Source organism: Pseudomonas sp. GW821-FHT11D10, assembly GCF_058808435.1.
The window spans coordinates 143,301-158,220 of the sequence record NZ_JBXARR010000004.1 but is presented as its reverse complement, the minus strand read 5'-3'; the positions used below and the strand labels follow the sequence as shown (position 1 = coordinate 158,220).

Genomic DNA, 14,920 nt, shown 5'->3' with positions numbered 1-14,920 from the left:
ACATTCAGCGACCCTTTACCAAGGAGCCCCCATGTCCGGCGCCTACTCATCCCATCGCAATCATGTGAACACGTTGTTTCGCGACCATTACCAGTGGTTGTGCACACGTCTGCGTCGGCAATCGAATGATGCGGCCACGGCCGAAGACATCGCCGCCGAAACCTTCGCGCAACTGCTCGAAGCCCCGGGCCTGACCGCCATCCGCGAACCCCGCGCGTTGCTCACCACCATTGCTCAACGCCTGCTGTACGAGCGCTGGCGGCGGGGCGATCTGGAGCGTCGGCATCTGCATCAACTGCAACAAGGTGACCTCGATCACGCGCCGTCTCCCGAACAACTCGCCGACCTGTCGCAGAGCCTCAAGCACCTGGACCGGACGCTCCAGCGCCTGCCGGGCAAGGTGCGCTCGACCTTTCTGCTGGCGCGCATCGACGGCCTGACCTACCCGCAAATCGCCGCCGAACTGGGCATCTCCCAGCGTTCGGTGAGCATGTACATGACCCGTTCCCAGGCTCTGTGCAACCGCCACAGCGCCAACCAAACCCTGATTTCCTCCCAGAACAAGAGGTCCGCATGAGATCGATCAAAACCCTGCTCGGCAGTTCGCTGCTGGCCCTGACCCTGACTGCCGGGCACGTTGTCGCCGCGGAAACAAAAGCGCCGATTCACTTCGGCGACATCACCTGGGAAAGCGGCAGCTTCATCACCGAAGTGCTGCGCCTGATTGTCGAAAAGGGCTACGGCTACCCGACCGATACGCTGCCGGGCAGCACCGTCAGCCTGGAAGCGGCGCTGGCGAAAAACGATATTCAAGTGATCGGCGAAGAGTGGGCCGGGCGCAGTCCGGCGTGGGTCAAGGCTGCCGCCGAGGGCAAGGTGTTCGGCCTCGGTGACACGGTGAAGGGCGCCACCGAAGGCTGGTGGGTGCCGGAATACGTGATCAAGGGCGACCCGGAGCGCGGGATCAAACCGCTGGCGCCGGAGCTGAAATCCGTGGCCGACCTGCCGCGCTACAAGGATGTGTTCAAGGACCCGGAAGACCCGAGCCGTGGGCGTTTCCTCAACAGCCCGACCGGCTGGACTTCGGAAATCGTCAACAGCCAGAAGCTCAAGGCCTATGCGCTGAACGACAGCTTCGTCAACTTCCGCACCGGCTCCGGCGCGGCGCTGGATGCCGAGGTGGCGTCGTCGATCAAGCGCGGCAAACCGGTGCTGTTCTACTACTGGTCGCCGACGCCGCTGCTCGGTCGCTTCAAACTGGTGAAGCTGGAAGAGCCGCCGTTCGATGCCGAAGCCTGGAAAACCCTGGCCGATGCCAACAACCCCAACCCGAAAGGCACCCGCTCGATGCCGGCGAGCCTGGCGATTGGCGTGTCGGCGCCGTTCAAGGCGCAGTACCCGGAGCTGGTGGCGTTCTTTGAGAAAGTCGATTTGCCGATCGATCTGCTGAACCAGACCCTGGCCGGGATGAGCGAGAAGCGTCAGCAACCACGACAGGTCGCCGAAGCGTTCCTGCGCGACCAGCCGCAAGTGTGGAAGCCTTGGGTACCAGGTGAAGTGGCGAACAAGGTGAGCGGGAGTCTGTAGTTCTTTTCTGATATTTGTGTCGTTTCAAAAGTTGCCATTGCGAGTCGGTCGCAATGGCAACCAACACTCCCGCCGCTGAACCGTTTCTCGTCCGTTTCCTGTCCGAACTCCCTCATTACTGGCCGACTAGTGGCCTTGCGCAAGGCTTTGCGCTGTCTATGCTCATTCATAACTAACTATGTCGAACGCCATCCAATGGGCTCCGACCGCTAGCGGTTAACGATCTCAAAGCTGCCAGAGTGCGCAATTCAAGGCACCGACACTTGACCGACAAGGAGCTGTTTTTAAATGGAAGTTCTTCTGCATGTTAGGAATGGCCCGCCCGCGGGCTATCAAGAGAAGGATGTCTTGATTAGAGCGTCGCTGCATGGACTCTTTGATTAATCATCGTTTATCACCTGACAACTTCCTCCCGTGGAGGAATGCGTGTGCCTGTTCTGTGGAACGTAGTGGTGGATTCTGAAAGACCTGAACTTTCATCAAATCAAAGAACCGCGCGGAAGGTGATAGAGACATGTTCAACCTACATCACAAGGCTGACCTGCAGGAAATCGAACGCTTCAGTTGTGCCCTGACCGAAGCCAACACCAAGTTGGAGGCGATCAACCGTTCGATGGCAATGATCGAATTCACCCCCGAGGGCATCGTTCTGGATGCCAATGAGAACTTCTGCAAGACCATGGGCTACAGCGCCGATGAAGTGCGCGGCAAACATCACCGGATCTTTTGTGAAGAGGCGTTTTACCGCAGCGAGGAATACGCCAAGTTGTGGCGGGACCTGGCCCGCGGCGAACCCATCAGCGGTACTTTCCTGCGCTTGAACAAGAGCGGTCGGGAGATTTGGCTCGAAGCCAGTTACATGCCGGTATATGGCCCGGACAAACAGGTCCGAAGTGTGATCAAAGTGGCGGCAGACATCACCGCGCGAGTGAACAAGGAAAAGGAAGAAGAGAGCATGCTGGCGGCGATCGGTCGTTCGATGGCGGTGATCGAGTTCACCCCGGAAGGCAATGTGATCACGGCCAACGACAACTTCCTCAAGACCATGCAGTACTCGCTCAACGAAATCGTCGGCCATCACCACAGCCTGTTCTGTCACCGGGTCGAAGCCGAGTCCGCTCAGTACAAGGCGTTCTGGGCTTCGCTCAATCGCGGCGAATATCACTCGCACCGCTTCGAGCGCAAGAACAAGTCCGGGCAGACCGTTTACCTTGAAGCCTCTTACAACCCGTTGTTTGACGCCAAGGGCCGGTTGTACAAAGTGGTGAAGTTCGCCAGCGACATCACCCATCAGATGACCACCTTGCAGACCGCGGCGGAATCGGCCCACAGCACCTCGGTACAAAACGACGCCTGCGCGCAAAAAGGCTCACAGGTCGTGCAGCAAACGGTGCAGATCATTCAGGACATTTCCCGCGATCTCAACGAAGCAGCGCTGAGCATCGATGCGGTCAGCAAGCAGTCGGACATCATCGGCACCATCGTTCAGACCATTCGCGGAATTGCCGACCAGACCAACCTGCTGGCGCTCAACGCGGCCATCGAAGCGGCGCGGGCGGGTGAGCACGGGCGCGGTTTTGCGGTGGTGGCGGACGAAGTGCGCAGCCTCGCGGCGCGGACCAGTCAGGCGACCCTGGAGATCGTCGATGTGGTGCGCAAGAACCATGAGTTGTCATTGAGCGCGGTGTCGAGCATGCAGTCGAGCCTGAGCCGCACCGGGCTCGGGGTGGAACTGGCGAATGAGGCGGGCGACGCGATCCGGGAGATTCAGCAGGGCTCGCGGCATGTGGTGGATGCGATCAGCCAGTTCAACGAGACGTTGCAGTTGAACTGACGGTTTTACGGCTGAAAAAAAGGATCCCTGTGGGGATCCTTTTTTATTGCGCCGCTTTTCAGATCGAGGCGAATCAGAGCGAAGCGAGGAACTTGTCCGCCGACTCGTCGCTGATCTTCACCGAGTTGGCGTCTTGCTTGTTCTGCTTCTCGACTTCGGCCAGCTTCATCTTGTCCTGCAGGCGCTCGGCGATTTCTTTGCCGATGGCCAGTTGCTGAGCCGGCGGCATGGCTTTAATGTCGTCTTCGGTCAGGCCCATTTCCTTGAGGATACTGTCGCGCAGACGCTGTTCCGGCGACTTGCTCATGTAGTCCTTGAACTCGTCCATGGCCGATGAGCCCGTGGATTTGGTCGACGAAGTATCAGAGGTTTGCAGGGCGACTCGGGTCTTGGCGAACGCTTCGTCGACGTTGTCGCTGATGCGTGTGGCTTCGCTGACTTGCTGGGTCGCGAGTTGGGTGGCCGATTCCTGCACTTTGGCGGTGGCTTCGGCGGTTTGCGCCTGGGCCTGGTTTTGCAGGGTCTGCAGCATCGCGCCGTGCAGTCCGCCTTGTAGACCGGCCGCTGCGGTGGCGGTTGCATCGTCATTCAGCTGCTTGGGCAGGTGGATGATTTGCTGTTGTTTTGCACTGACCAACATGATGAATGAACCTGTAGGTAATGACTGTAAGCCCTAGAGAGCAATTACCGTGCCTGTTGAATAAGTCCTTTTATTTCAATGGCTTGGGAGTCTTCTTGAACGGGCAAAGCGGTCATCCCTTGCCAATGGGCGGCAGAGGATGACCGTTGTCCGTCAGCGATGGGCAATGTTTTCCAGCGCCAGGTTACGGGTGCGGGGGCCGAAATAGCCGATGGTCAGCATCACGATCAGCATGCTGGCGACGATGAACGCCAACACGCCCGGTGTGCCGAAGTGGTCGAGGAACAGACCGATCAACAGGCTGCTGAATACCGTCGACAAGCGACTGAACGAATAGCAGAAGCCCACCGCCCGGGCGCGGATGTTGGTGGGGAACAGTTCGCTCTGATAGGAGTGATAACTGAAGCTCAGCCAGGCGTTGCAGAAGGTGATCATCACCCCGCAGAAGATCAGGCCGAAGGCGCTGGTCTGCAACGCGAACAAGGTGCCGAAGGTCATGGCACCGAGGGCCGAGCCGACGATTTGCCACTTGTTCTCGAAGCGGTTGGCGAATTTGACGAACAGCAGCGGCCCGAGCGGGTAGGCGAGGGTGATGATGAACGCGTACATCAGGCTGTGAGTGACGCTGACGCCCTGACCGGAAAGCAGCGCCGGCAGCCAGTTGCCGAAGCCGAAGAAACCGATCGCCTGGAAGATGTGGAAGACAATCAGCATCAACGCGCGGCGCCGGTACGGTGGCTGCCAGATATCGGCGAAACGGCCCTTGCCTTCGACATCGACGGCTACCGCTTCCGGCGCGTCCAGTGGCTGGCGGTGATCCTTCTCGCAGCGCGCCTCGATGCCATCGAGAATCCGGTTCGCCTCATCGAAACGGCCGTGCTGCGCCAACCAGCGCGGCGACTCCGGCAGACGTTTGCGCAGCCACCAGATGAACAGCGCAAACACCGCGCTGGCCAACACCACCCAACGCCAGCCGGAAACCCCGAGCGGCGCCTGCGGCACCAGCCACCAGGACATCAGCGCCACCGCCGGCACCGACAGGAACTGCACGAAAAACGCGAAGGCAAACGCCGAACTGCGCATGCGCTTGGGCACCAGTTCCGAGAGGTAGGCGTCGATGGTTACCAGCTCGATCCCGAGGCCGATGCCCACCAGAAAACGCATGCAGATGATCCCCAGCGCCGAACTCTGCACGCCCATCAGCACCGTGGCCACGGTGTACCAGACCAGCGCGAAGGTGAAGATCGCGCGTCGCCCGAACCGATCCGCCAAAGGGCTCAGCAGGCTGGCGCCGAGAAACAGGCCGAGGAACGTCGCCGAGGCGAACGCAGCCTGATCGGAGAAACCGAACACGCCCTGATTGCCGGTGGCGAAAATACCGTCGCGGATCAGCCCGGGGCTGATATAGGCGGTCTGGAACAGGTCGTAGAGTTCGAAGAAACCACCGATCGATAGCAGCGCCACCAGCCGCCAGATCGTGGCGACTGCCGGGAGGCGGTCGATGCGGGCGGAAATCTCGGCGGCGCGTATCGGGTCGATGCCGTCGCGTTGCGCGGCGGGGGCGTGTGCAGTCATGGGCTGATCCATTTTTTATTGATGGAAAAGCTTAGCCTGCTATCGGAAATCAAGGATTGTTTATATCGGCGGTTGGCACGGGAAAACCGCCGATTTCTTGCAATATCCGCTTACCAATTAACGATTTATGTCGCGGGCTGCGGATCCGGCAATGCCGAGGCCGGAAGGCCGAACACCTTATCGAACAGCCAGTTGAACGCGAAGGTGTAGCAAGGGATGAACACGATCAGCGCCAGATCCAGCAAAAAGGCCTGCACCAGACTGATGTTCATCCACCACGCGATCAGCGGAATCAGGAACACGATCAGCGTCAGCTGGAAGCCGACGGCGTGGGCGATGCGCCGTTTTACCGTGCGGGTGCGCGACACCTGACGACTTTCCCAGCGCTCGAACAGCGAGGTGTAGATGAAATTCCAGGTCACGGCGATGGTGGTGATGATCACCGCCAGCGGGCCGGTGCTGCCGGGCGACGTGCCGGACAACAGGGCCAGGCCGAGGGCCGAGAAGGTCATACCGATCACTTCATAGAGCGACACGTAGACCAGTTTGCGTTTGACGCCTTGCATGGGGAATTGCCTCTTTCTTGCGACTTGTGGCCAGTGGGGCTGGCGAAGGCGACGAAAGATAGCTTCAATGGAGATGACAGAAAAAGTCAGTAGCTTTCAGTTTTATTGATAGGTAGATGATTTGAATTTCAACAGTGAAAGCATCGAGCTGTTTCTCGCCGTGATCGAACGCGGCTCGTTCTCCGCCGCGGCCAGGGCATTGGGCAAAGTCCCGTCGGCGGTGAGCATGGCCATCGGCAATCTCGAAGCCGAACTCGGTTACTCGCTGTTTGATCGCAGCCATCGCGAACCGCAACCCACGGCAATGGCGCTGTCGCTGGTGCCCCATGCGCGGCTGATCGCCGATCAGCTCAAGCAATTGCAGGTGCATGCGGTGCAGTTGTCGCTGGGGCTGGAGAGCAAATTGTCGATCGGCGTGGCGGCGGATATCGATCGCCGACGGTTGCTGACGGCGATCAAGGACCTCAGCGAGCGCCACCCGCTGCTCGACATCGAAGTGCTGACTGCGCCGCAGGATGATGTGCTGGCGATGCTCCACAGCGGCCGGGTGAGCGTGTGTCTGGCGTTCGCCGGGTTGAGCGTGAATGTGCTGGAGCGTTTTCAGTTTGTCGGCAGCGAACGGATGATCGCCACGCTGGCGGCGGACAGCCCGTTGTTGCAGGGGCAGGATCTGTTTCTCGAGGATCTGGTGCATGTCCGGCAGATCGTGGTCGGCAGTCGCGACTTGCCGATCAGCGAAACCCGGCCGCTGGTGGCCGAATCCCACTGGCGTACCGATAACCTGGAAACGGCGCTGGAAATGGTCGAGGCAGGGTTGGGCTGGGGCAATTTTCCGCTGTCGGTGGTGCAGCCGTGGCTCGATAGCGGACGGCTGAAACGCCTGAACTTCCGCAACATCGAAAACGGTCTGGTGCTGCCGGTGCACGCGGTGTGGCTCAAGAGCCAGCCTTTGCAGAAGGGCGCGCTGGCTCTCGTGGAGTTGCTGGGCGGTTGAGTCAGGTGCTCTCGCGGATCTTCAGCTCGAAGCCCATGTCCTCGACCGGACGCGCCACGCTGTTGCCAGCCATCAAGGTCAGCATCTGCTCCGCCGCACGCTTGCCGATCGCTTCGCGGGGCGTGTTGATGCTGCTCAGGCGCGGCACCATGTGCTCCGACATCGGCAAGTCGTTGAAACCTAGTATCGCCACTTGCTCGGGGATCTTGATCCCGTTGCGCAGCGCTTCGAGCAACGCGCCCTGAGCCAGGTCGTCGTTGCCGAAGAAGATCGCATCGACATCCGGATGCGCCGCCAGCAATTGCAGGAATAACTCGCCACCCAGGCCCACGGACGATGAACGCGGGGTCAGCACTTCCAGATCCGGGTCGTAACGGCCGGCCTTCTGTAGCGCTTTGCGAAAGCCTTCACCGCGCAGCAACGTGCGTTGATCGAGCTGCGCGCCGATGTACGCCAGACGCTTGCGACCCCGGGACAGCAAATGTTCGGCAGCGGTTTCGCCGGCGCTGAGCTGGGAGAAACCGACGCAGTTCACCCCGGCGGCGCTGTCCAGTTCCATCATGTAGACGCAGGGAATGTTGCTGGCCTCGATCATCCGCCGCGAACTTTCGGTGCGGTCGAAGCCGGTCAGCAGCAAACCGCGTGGCTGATAGGCCATGTAGTTGCGCAGCAGGTTTTCTTCTTCATCGCGGGAGTAGTGGAAGTTGCCGATCAGTACTTCGAAGCCTTTGGGCGTCAGTACCCGATGAATGGCTTCCAGGGTGTCGATGAACAATAGGTTGGACAGCGAAGGCACCAGAACCACCACCGAATGGCTCTGGGCCGAGGCCAGGGCGCGGGCGGCGGGGTTGACCACATAGTTGAGTTCCAGCGCGGCTTTCTGAACTTTTTCCACCAGTTCGGTGGCGACCGTGCTGACCCCACGCAGGGCGCGCGAGGCGGTAATCGGGCTGACGCCGGCCAGACGGGCGACTTCATTGAGGGTGGGACGGCCGGTGGTGCGGGTGTTTTTATCGTTTTTAGGGGTGGTCATCGGGCGGCTTGCCAAACAAAAATCAAGGCACTAAGGTAGCGCTGTCCTTATGCAGCTGCAAATGCGTAAGCGAGGTCCTGCCTGATCCTCGCTTTTTGGCGTCGGGAACAAACCTGCTGCAACCCAAAAAAACGACAAGAAGGCGTCGGCAACTTCTGCCTGTGCACTAGAGTCATAGCTAGCAAAGGTAGCGCTGTCTGCGCGCTGAGGTGTTACATGAATCATCCCATCACCGCCCTGGTCATCATGGGCGTTGCCGGTTGCGGCAAGACGTGCGTCAGCGAGGCCCTGTGCCAATTGAGCGGCGCCACTGCCATTGAAGGCGATACTTTCCATCCGGCCGCGAACATCGAAAAGATGAGCGCGGGGATCCCCCTGAACGACGAAGACCGTGCCGGCTGGCTCGACAGCCTGTGCGACGAACTGCGTCGCGTCGATGCCCTGGGCGAACGCCCGGTGCTGACCTGCTCGGCCCTCAAACACATTTATCGTGAACGCCTGCGCAGCGCCTTGCCGGGCCTGGGCTTCGTGTTCCTCGAATTGACGCCGGAAGTGGCCGCCGAACGTGTGTCCCACCGTCCGGGCCACTTCATGCCGGCCACCCTGATCGAAAGCCAGTTCGCCACTCTCGAATCGCCCAAGGGCGAGCCGTTGACCCTGGCCCTGAATGCTTCGATCCACAGCGTTGAAGAACTGGCGTCGCAAGCCCACGTCTGGTGGCAGGCCCATGGCCTGAAACAGGCGGTATGAGTGTGATTGCGAAGACAGCGCTGTCCTTTCGACTTCTGATTAACCCGCTTTAATAACAACAACAAACCAGGAGACACCCCCAATGTTTGGCATGTCCCATGACGCCTACCTGCTGCTCGATGCAGTGGTCACGGTGATCGGACTCATCGTCCTGATCACCAAATTCAAGATTCACCCCTTCATTGCCCTGACCATCGCCGCCGCGTTCCTCGGCCTGACGTCCGGCATGCCGATCGGCACCATCATCAAGGCGTTCCAGGACGGCTTCGGTGGCGTGCTCGGTTTCGTCGGCATCATCCTTGCGCTGGGCACGATGCTCGGCAAGATGATGGCCGAGTCCGGCGGTGCCGATCAGATCGCTCAGACTCTGATCCGCGCCTTCGGCAAGGACAAGGTCCAGTGGGCGATGATGTTCGCCGCGTTCCTGGTGGGCATTCCGCTGTTCTTCGAAATCGGCTTCGTGCTGCTGATTCCGCTGGTGTTCATCGTCGCTCGCCGCACCGGTGTGTCGATCATCAAGATCGGTATCCCGCTGCTCGCCGGCCTGTCCGCCGTGCACGGTCTGGTGCCGCCGCACCCGGGCCCGCTGCTGGCCATCGGCGTGTTCGGTGCCGACATCGGCAAGACCATTCTCTACGGTCTGATCGTCGCGCTGCCGACCGCCATCATTGCCGGTCCGATCTTCGGTACGTTCATCGCCAAGCACATTCCCGGTACACCAAATCAGGAACTGGTCGATCAACTGGCCCGTGAGTCGGACTCGCAGGAGCTGCCAAGCTTCGGCATCACCCTGGTCACCGTGCTGCTGCCGGTGTTCCTGATGCTGCTGAAAACCTTCGCCGACGTGGCGCTGCCGGACGGTCATTTCTTCCGCACCTGGATGGACATGATCGGTCACCCGATCTCGGCACTGCTGTTGGCATTGCTGCTGTCGCTGTACACCTTCGGCTACAAGCAGGGCATCGGTTCTCAGCAGATGCTCAAATGGCTCGACGCGAGCCTGGCGCCGACTGCCGCAATCATCCTGATCATCGGTGCCGGCGGTGGCTTCAAGCAGATGCTGGTGACCAGCGGCGTGGGCGACGTGATCGGCCACATGGCGGTCAGCGCGCAGATCTCGCCGATCCTGCTGGCGTGGCTGGTGGCGGCGGTGATCCGTATCGCGACCGGTTCGGCCACCGTGGCGACCATCACGGGCGCGGGCATTGTGGTGCCGGTGGTGGGGATGATCCCGGGTGTGAACCGTGAGCTGCTGGTGCTGGCCACCGGTGCCGGTTCCTTGATCCTGTCCCACGTCAACGACGCCGGTTTCTGGCTGGTGAAGCAGTACTTCAACATGACCGTAGCGGAAACCTTCAAGACCTGGACGGCGATGGAAACCATCCTGTCGGTGGTTGGTCTGGGCTTTATTCTGTTGTTGTCGCTGTTCGTTTAACCTCGAACGCGAGACACAAAAAAACCGCAGCGATGCGGTTTTTTTGTGTCCGGATTGGCGTCAGGATTTGGTCACCAGGCCATCCGCCCGGAACATCCCGCGAATCCCGCGAACTGCCTGGCGAATCCGGTCCTGGTTTTCGATCAGGGCGAAGCGCACGTGATCGTCGCCGTACTCGCCAAAGCCGACACCCGGCGAGACGCAGACCTTGGCCTCGGCCAGCAGTTTCTTGGCGAACTCCAGAGAACCGAGGTGCGCGTAGGCTTCGGGAATCTTCGCCCAGACGTACATCGAAGCTTTCGGGTTCTCGACCATCCAGCCCAGCTCATGCAGGCCTTTGACCAGCACATTTCGGCGCTGGCGATATTGCTCGGCGATGTCGCGCACGCACTGCTGATCACCTTCCAGCGCAGCAATCGCGGCCACCTGCAGCGGGGTGAACGTGCCGTAGTCGTGGTAGCTCTTGATCCGCGCCAGCGCGCTGACCAGTTCCGGGTTGCCGACCATGAAACCGATGCGCCAGCCCGCCATGTTGTAGCTCTTGGACAGGGTGAAAAACTCCACCGCGATGTCCTTGGCGCCCGGCACCTGCATGATCGACGGGGCTTTCCAGCCGTCGTAGACGATGTCGGCGTAAGCCAGGTCGTGCACCACCAGCACGTCGTACTGTTTGGCGAGGGCGATCACCCGCTCGAAGAAATCCAGCTCCACGCACTGCGCGGTAGGGTTCGACGGGAAGCCGAGGATCATCATCTTCGGTTTCGGGATCGAGCCGCGAATCGCCCGTTCCAGCTCGGCGAAGAAGTCCACGCCCGGCACCAGCGGCACCGACCGCACCTGGGCGCCGGCAATCACGGCACCGTAGATGTGAATCGGGTAGCTCGGGTTCGGCACCAGCACGGTGTCGCCCTGGTCCAGGGTCGCCAGCATCAGGTGCGCCAGGCCTTCCTTGGAACCGATGGTGACGATGGCTTCGCTTTCCGGGTCGATCTCGACCTCGTAGCGTTCCTTGTACCAGTTGGAAATCGCCCGGCGCAGGCGCGGAATGCCCTTGGACGTGGAGTAACCGTGGGTGTCTTCGCGTTGTGCAACCTGCACCAGTTTTTCAACGATGTGCGGCGGCGTGGCGCCGTCGGGGTTGCCCATGCTCAAGTCGATGATGTCTTCGCCACGACGTCGGGCGGCCATCTTCAGCTCGGCAGTGATGTTGAAAACGTAAGGGGGGAGTCGATCTATGCGCGCAAAGCGGCGCGGCGAACCTTGTTCAGCCATTGTTGCCTCGGATAACGTAAGCGCCCGGAACCGTCCGAGCGACGCTGGTCACTGCGGTGACCTGTGGCGGAAGATAAGGGCAGCGATGGCAGACTGTCCAGCGTGCACGACAACAATTTTTTCCCAAGGAAAACGGTTAATGGAATTCACCAGCGGCTTTTTGTTGAGCCTTTCGCTGTGCCTGGATATCGGCGTGGCCAACATCGCGATGATCACCCTGGCCATGCAGCGCGGCTATTTTCAGGGCTTCGCATTGGGGCTCGGCACCTGCGTAGGCGACCTGATCTACGCGGTGCTGGCGCTGGCCGGAATGACCGTTCTGTTGCAATACGAAACCGTGCGCTGGGTGCTGTGGATCGGCGGTTCGGCGCTATTGATCTACTTCGCGGCGAAGATGATCTTTTCGGCGATCCACCACGAAGCGCAACTGGCGGCGACCGCCGAGGTCGGCCAGAACTCCCATCGCAAGGAATTCTTCCGTGGGATTTTTCTCGCCATGTCGTCGCCGAGCGCCATTCTCTGGTTCGCGGCAGTGGGCGGCACGTTGATCGCCCGCTCCGGTGGCGGCGGTCCTTTGAGCTCGGCGCTATTCCTTGGCGGCTTCCTGTGCGCCGGGCTGTTGTGGTCGGCGGGGCTGTGCTTCGCTGCGAGCCATGGCGGCAAATTGCTCGGCGACAAACTGCTGCGCTATTCCTACATGGCATCTGCAGCGATCTTCTGCTATTTCGCGGTCTACGTGATCGTATCCGGTTATAACGAGTTCGTCGGTTCGGGCGCCGCCGAGGCCCTGCATACGCTGTAAATGTGCGAATCGGGTTTGGCTTCTATACTCCCAGCCGAACCCACTTTTTTCGTTCAAGGAGTCGAGTCATGGATGAGCAAAAACGCGTCGAAGTGGCTGAACCTCGCTTCGAACATGGACACTTCCTGCTGATTGCAGGTTTTCGCGATCGCTTTACCAAAGAGACCGTTCAGGACATCCCTGCGCTGTGGGAAAAACTGATCCCGCATATCGGAAGTATTCCGGGGCAGAAGGGCGAAGTGACCTACGGCGTTTGCAGCAATTTCGACGGCAACGGCGGTTTCGATTACATGGCCGGGGTCGAAATCCGCAAGCTGGATGACTTCCCGCAGGAAAAGTATCCGTGGATCGAAGTCCTGCCGCGCCAGTACGCGGTGTTCGAACACAAGGGTTCGCTGGATCAGCTGCCGCAGACCATTGATTACATCTACAACACCTGGCTGCCGGCGTCCGACTACAAGGGCCTCAACGCCCCGGAGCTGGAACGCTACAGCGCGGATTTCAATCCGAAAACCAATACCGGCAAGCTGGAAATCTGCGTCCCGGTCGAAAAGAAAACCTGATTGGCAACCGGCAGCGCGAACCCGCTTCGCGCTGCCGGTCGAGCCTTACTTGCCCTTGATCCGTCGTGCCCGCAACAGGTCGATGCCCAGAGTGATGAAGCCGAAAAAGCTGATGCCCAATACCATCAACAAACCTATCTCAACGCTGCTCATAAACGGTTCCCCCCTCGGGTGATCAGAGACAGGCGTCAGAAATAGACCGTCCCGAATCCGAAGAAAAGCGCTTATACGCAGGCTTTACGCCCCCTGCGCGGATCGATATGAACACCTTATTCCTTTATCCTTGGCGGCCTTGTTTCCACTGATTTCGAGCCGCCATGAACACCGTCATCCGCCACGTCACCGCCGCCGACCTGGACCGCTGCTACGCCATCGAAACCCTAGCCTACGAGGGTGACGAAGCCGCGACCCGCGAGAAGATCGCCACGCGCATCGCCACCTGGCCGGACGGTTTTATCGTCGCCGAGGTGGACGGGCAGGTGGCGGGGTTCATCAACTCCGGTGCGGCGTTTGATGTGCAGATGTCCGACGAGGCGTTCAAGGAACTGATCGGCCATGACCCGGCCGGGCCGAACGTGGTGATCATGTCGGTGGTGGTGCATCCGGACTATCAGGGCCTGGGCCTGGCCAAGCGTCTGCTGGGTGAATTCATCGAGCGCATGCGCGCCCAAGGCAAGGCGACGATTCACCTGATGTGCAAGGAACGGCACATCCCGCTGTACGCCGGATTCGGTTTTGCCTACATCAAACCGTCCGAGTCCGACCACGGCGGGATGGCGTGGCACGAGATGATCCTCACCCTATGAAGAAGAACCCCTGACCTGATCGGCCTGATCGTTCCCACGCTCCGCGTGGGAATGCAGCCCGGGACGCTCCGCGTTCCTGCCGCACCACTGATGCAAAGCCTGGCACCGTCATGACGCAGAGCGTCAAAGTCTACATTCCCACGCAGACGGTTCGACGCCTCGACGTGGGAACGATCGGTGGGCGGGGTTAGTAGAGGGTGTCACGTACTCTGGCCGGGGCCTCGCGATCATAGGCCTCGGCATCGAACTGCCCATCATTCATACGCTTGTGAAACGCGCCCGCCATCGGCACCGACCGAGCTGACAATCACCAGCGGCGAAACCCGGACCATCGCCTGATAGTCCTCGTTGAGAAAATTGATCTGCTTGCGCACCGCCCGTTCGTGGGGCAAACCGTAGATGGCTTCCAGCGCTTCGATTGAATCGATCATCGTTGCTCCCTCGACGATTAGAAGAACAGCCCCATGCGCCGCTCGTAACCAATGCGGCCCTTATATGCTTCGCCGCTGTCGACGAAGCCGTACTTGGCGTACAGCGCAATCGCGGCGTCGTTGTCGGCGTCCACCGACAGTTCCAGCCCTTTGATCTCCGGCCAGGCCTGGCGCGCAACTTCCGGCAACGCCAGCAGGCAGGCCCTGCCGTAACCCTTGCCCTGGGCGCGGTGATCGACTTGCAACGCATGCAGGGTGGCGCTGTGTTCATCGGCCCATTCCGGCAACACCGGCGGGCGTTTAAGCAGCAGAAAGGCCACCGGCACGTCTTCGGCCAGCAGCGCAAAACCTTTCACGCCGGGGCCGGGTTTCGACAGCAGCGTATGCAGGGCGCCGTGGATGTCGCCGGAGAACTTGATCTGCTCGGCGTGGATTTCAATGGCCTCGACCTGTTGGCGTTGGGTGGCGTTCAGGCTTTCGTAAGGCACGAGTCGGGCTGACACGGGAATTTCCTTTTTCCTACAAAGATGAGCCTCGGATTCTAGCGATTTTGTCCTCTTCGGAAATTTTTTGTTTCGGTTGTCGATCCGGCAAATCGCCGAACGACTAAGGGTGTCTTCACAACAAAAACC

General features: G+C 60.2%; 15 protein-coding genes and 2 pseudogenes. 10 read left to right on the top strand and 7 right to left on the bottom strand.

The window, feature by feature from the left end; all coding sequences use genetic code 11:
- Window positions 1–31: 31 nt before the first annotated feature.
- From AC1RT4_RS14430 to AC1RT4_RS14415, 4 genes and pseudogenes are all read left to right on the top strand, one after another.
- A complete protein-coding gene (locus AC1RT4_RS14430) occupies window positions 32–577 on the top strand; it encodes a sigma-70 family RNA polymerase sigma factor (protein WP_493085863.1) in 546 nt (181 codons plus the stop codon).
- Window positions 574–1,587, top strand: coding sequence for an ABC transporter substrate-binding protein (locus AC1RT4_RS14425; protein WP_493085861.1), 1,014 nt, complete (start codon window positions 574–576; stop codon window positions 1,585–1,587). The genes AC1RT4_RS14430 and AC1RT4_RS14425 overlap by 4 nt, the downstream gene beginning before the upstream one ends.
- A 514-nt stretch (window positions 1,588–2,101) precedes the next feature.
- Window positions 2,102–2,872, top strand: a pseudogene (locus tag AC1RT4_RS14420) (PAS domain-containing protein); the annotation flags it as partial.
- A gap of 9 nt (window positions 2,873–2,881) precedes the next feature.
- On the top strand, window positions 2,882–3,421 hold the full coding sequence (locus AC1RT4_RS14415; protein WP_371320920.1) for a methyl-accepting chemotaxis protein: 540 nt from the start codon (window positions 2,882–2,884) through the stop codon (window positions 3,419–3,421).
- Between the two features lie 73 nt (window positions 3,422–3,494).
- On the opposite strand, the gene AC1RT4_RS14410 is transcribed toward AC1RT4_RS14415, so the two are convergent.
- From AC1RT4_RS14410 to AC1RT4_RS14400, 3 genes are all read right to left on the bottom strand, one after another.
- A complete protein-coding gene (locus tag AC1RT4_RS14410) occupies window positions 3,495–4,061 on the bottom strand; it encodes a hypothetical protein (protein ID WP_493085859.1) in 567 nt (188 codons plus the stop codon).
- 153 nt (window positions 4,062–4,214) lie between these two features.
- Window positions 4,215–5,636: an MFS transporter gene (locus tag AC1RT4_RS14405; RefSeq protein ID WP_493085857.1), complete on the bottom strand. Its 1,422-nt coding sequence runs from the start codon at window positions 5,634–5,636 to the stop codon at window positions 4,215–4,217.
- Window positions 5,637–5,761: 125 nt separating this feature from the next.
- Complete coding sequence (locus AC1RT4_RS14400; RefSeq protein ID WP_064598890.1) at window positions 5,762–6,202, bottom strand: PACE efflux transporter; 441 nt, start codon at window positions 6,200–6,202, stop codon at window positions 5,762–5,764.
- 121 nt (window positions 6,203–6,323) lie between these two features.
- Between AC1RT4_RS14400 and AC1RT4_RS14395 the strand changes: the two genes are divergently transcribed.
- Window positions 6,324–7,196 (top strand): LysR family transcriptional regulator, encoded by an 873-nt coding sequence (locus AC1RT4_RS14395; protein WP_221397971.1) that lies wholly within the window; start codon window positions 6,324–6,326, stop codon window positions 7,194–7,196.
- 1 nt (window position 7,197) lies between these two features.
- On the opposite strand, the gene gntR is transcribed toward AC1RT4_RS14395, so the two are convergent.
- Window positions 7,198–8,229, bottom strand: a complete 1,032-nt coding sequence (gene gntR, locus AC1RT4_RS14390; protein ID WP_007951123.1) for an HTH-type transcriptional regulator GntR — start codon at window positions 8,227–8,229, stop codon at window positions 7,198–7,200.
- 216 nt (window positions 8,230–8,445) lie between these two features.
- On the opposite strand from gntR, the gene AC1RT4_RS14385 reads away from it, so the two are divergent.
- Window positions 8,446–8,979 (top strand): gluconokinase, encoded by a 534-nt coding sequence (locus AC1RT4_RS14385; protein WP_007951121.1) that lies wholly within the window; start codon window positions 8,446–8,448, stop codon window positions 8,977–8,979.
- 82 nt (window positions 8,980–9,061) lie between these two features.
- Window positions 9,062–10,414 (top strand): GntP family permease, encoded by a 1,353-nt coding sequence (locus AC1RT4_RS14380; RefSeq protein WP_007951120.1) that lies wholly within the window; start codon window positions 9,062–9,064, stop codon window positions 10,412–10,414.
- 60 nt (window positions 10,415–10,474) lie between these two features.
- Here the strand turns inward: AC1RT4_RS14380 and alaC are convergent, their stop codons facing one another.
- Window positions 10,475–11,686 carry an alanine transaminase gene (gene alaC, locus AC1RT4_RS14375; RefSeq protein WP_085606535.1) on the bottom strand — a complete coding sequence of 404 codons (1,212 nt, stop codon included), beginning with the start codon at window positions 11,684–11,686 and terminating at the stop codon, window positions 10,475–10,477.
- A 139-nt stretch (window positions 11,687–11,825) separates the two neighbouring features.
- Between alaC and AC1RT4_RS14370 the strand changes: the two genes are divergently transcribed.
- From AC1RT4_RS14370 to AC1RT4_RS14360, 3 genes are all read left to right on the top strand, one after another.
- A complete protein-coding gene (locus tag AC1RT4_RS14370; RefSeq protein WP_493085853.1) occupies window positions 11,826–12,488 on the top strand; it encodes a LysE family translocator in 663 nt (220 codons plus the stop codon).
- A 68-nt stretch (window positions 12,489–12,556) separates the two neighbouring features.
- Entirely contained in the window at window positions 12,557–13,051 is a 495-nt protein-coding gene (locus AC1RT4_RS14365; protein WP_493085851.1) for a GyrI-like domain-containing protein, read from the top strand.
- A 317-nt stretch (window positions 13,052–13,368) separates the two neighbouring features.
- The gene (locus tag AC1RT4_RS14360; protein ID WP_085709682.1) at window positions 13,369–13,857 is read left to right on the top strand and encodes a GNAT family N-acetyltransferase; all 489 of its coding nucleotides are present in this window, start codon (window positions 13,369–13,371) and stop codon (window positions 13,855–13,857) included.
- 281 nt (window positions 13,858–14,138) lie between these two features.
- Here the strand turns inward: AC1RT4_RS14360 and AC1RT4_RS14355 are convergent.
- Window positions 14,139–14,288 (bottom strand): annotated as a pseudogene (locus tag AC1RT4_RS14355) (pyridoxamine 5'-phosphate oxidase family protein); the annotation flags it as partial.
- 17 nt (window positions 14,289–14,305) lie between these two features.
- Entirely contained in the window at window positions 14,306–14,791 is a 486-nt protein-coding gene (locus tag AC1RT4_RS14350; protein ID WP_007951110.1) for a GNAT family N-acetyltransferase, read from the bottom strand.
- Window positions 14,792–14,920 lie beyond the last annotated feature (129 nt).

Bases quoted from the DNA above. Each gene is read 5' to 3' on its own strand.
- alaC (WP_085606535.1), bottom strand. From the start codon at position 11,686: ATGGCTGAACAAGGTTCGCCGCGCCGCTTTGCGCGCATAGATCGACTC.
- AC1RT4_RS14430 (WP_493085863.1), top strand. From the start codon at position 32: ATGTCCGGCGCCTACTCATCCCATCGCAATCATGTGAACACGTTGTTT.
- AC1RT4_RS14385 (WP_007951121.1), top strand. From the start codon at position 8,446: ATGAATCATCCCATCACCGCCCTGGTCATCATGGGCGTTGCCGGTTGC.
- AC1RT4_RS14405 (WP_493085857.1), bottom strand. From the start codon at position 5,636: ATGACTGCACACGCCCCCGCCGCGCAACGCGACGGCATCGACCCGATA.
- AC1RT4_RS14365 (WP_493085851.1), top strand. From the start codon at position 12,557: ATGGATGAGCAAAAACGCGTCGAAGTGGCTGAACCTCGCTTCGAACAT.
- gntR (WP_007951123.1), bottom strand. From the start codon at position 8,229: ATGACCACCCCTAAAAACGATAAAAACACCCGCACCACCGGCCGTCCC.
- AC1RT4_RS14370 (WP_493085853.1), top strand. From the start codon at position 11,826: ATGGAATTCACCAGCGGCTTTTTGTTGAGCCTTTCGCTGTGCCTGGAT.
- AC1RT4_RS14425 (WP_493085861.1), top strand. From the start codon at position 574: ATGAGATCGATCAAAACCCTGCTCGGCAGTTCGCTGCTGGCCCTGACC.
- AC1RT4_RS14410 (WP_493085859.1), bottom strand. From the start codon at position 4,061: ATGTTGGTCAGTGCAAAACAACAGCAAATCATCCACCTGCCCAAGCAG.
- AC1RT4_RS14360 (WP_085709682.1), top strand. From the start codon at position 13,369: ATGAACACCGTCATCCGCCACGTCACCGCCGCCGACCTGGACCGCTGC.
- AC1RT4_RS14400 (WP_064598890.1), bottom strand. From the start codon at position 6,202: ATGCAAGGCGTCAAACGCAAACTGGTCTACGTGTCGCTCTATGAAGTG.
- AC1RT4_RS14380 (WP_007951120.1), top strand. From the start codon at position 9,062: ATGTTTGGCATGTCCCATGACGCCTACCTGCTGCTCGATGCAGTGGTC.
- AC1RT4_RS14415 (WP_371320920.1), top strand. From the start codon at position 2,882: ATGACCACCTTGCAGACCGCGGCGGAATCGGCCCACAGCACCTCGGTA.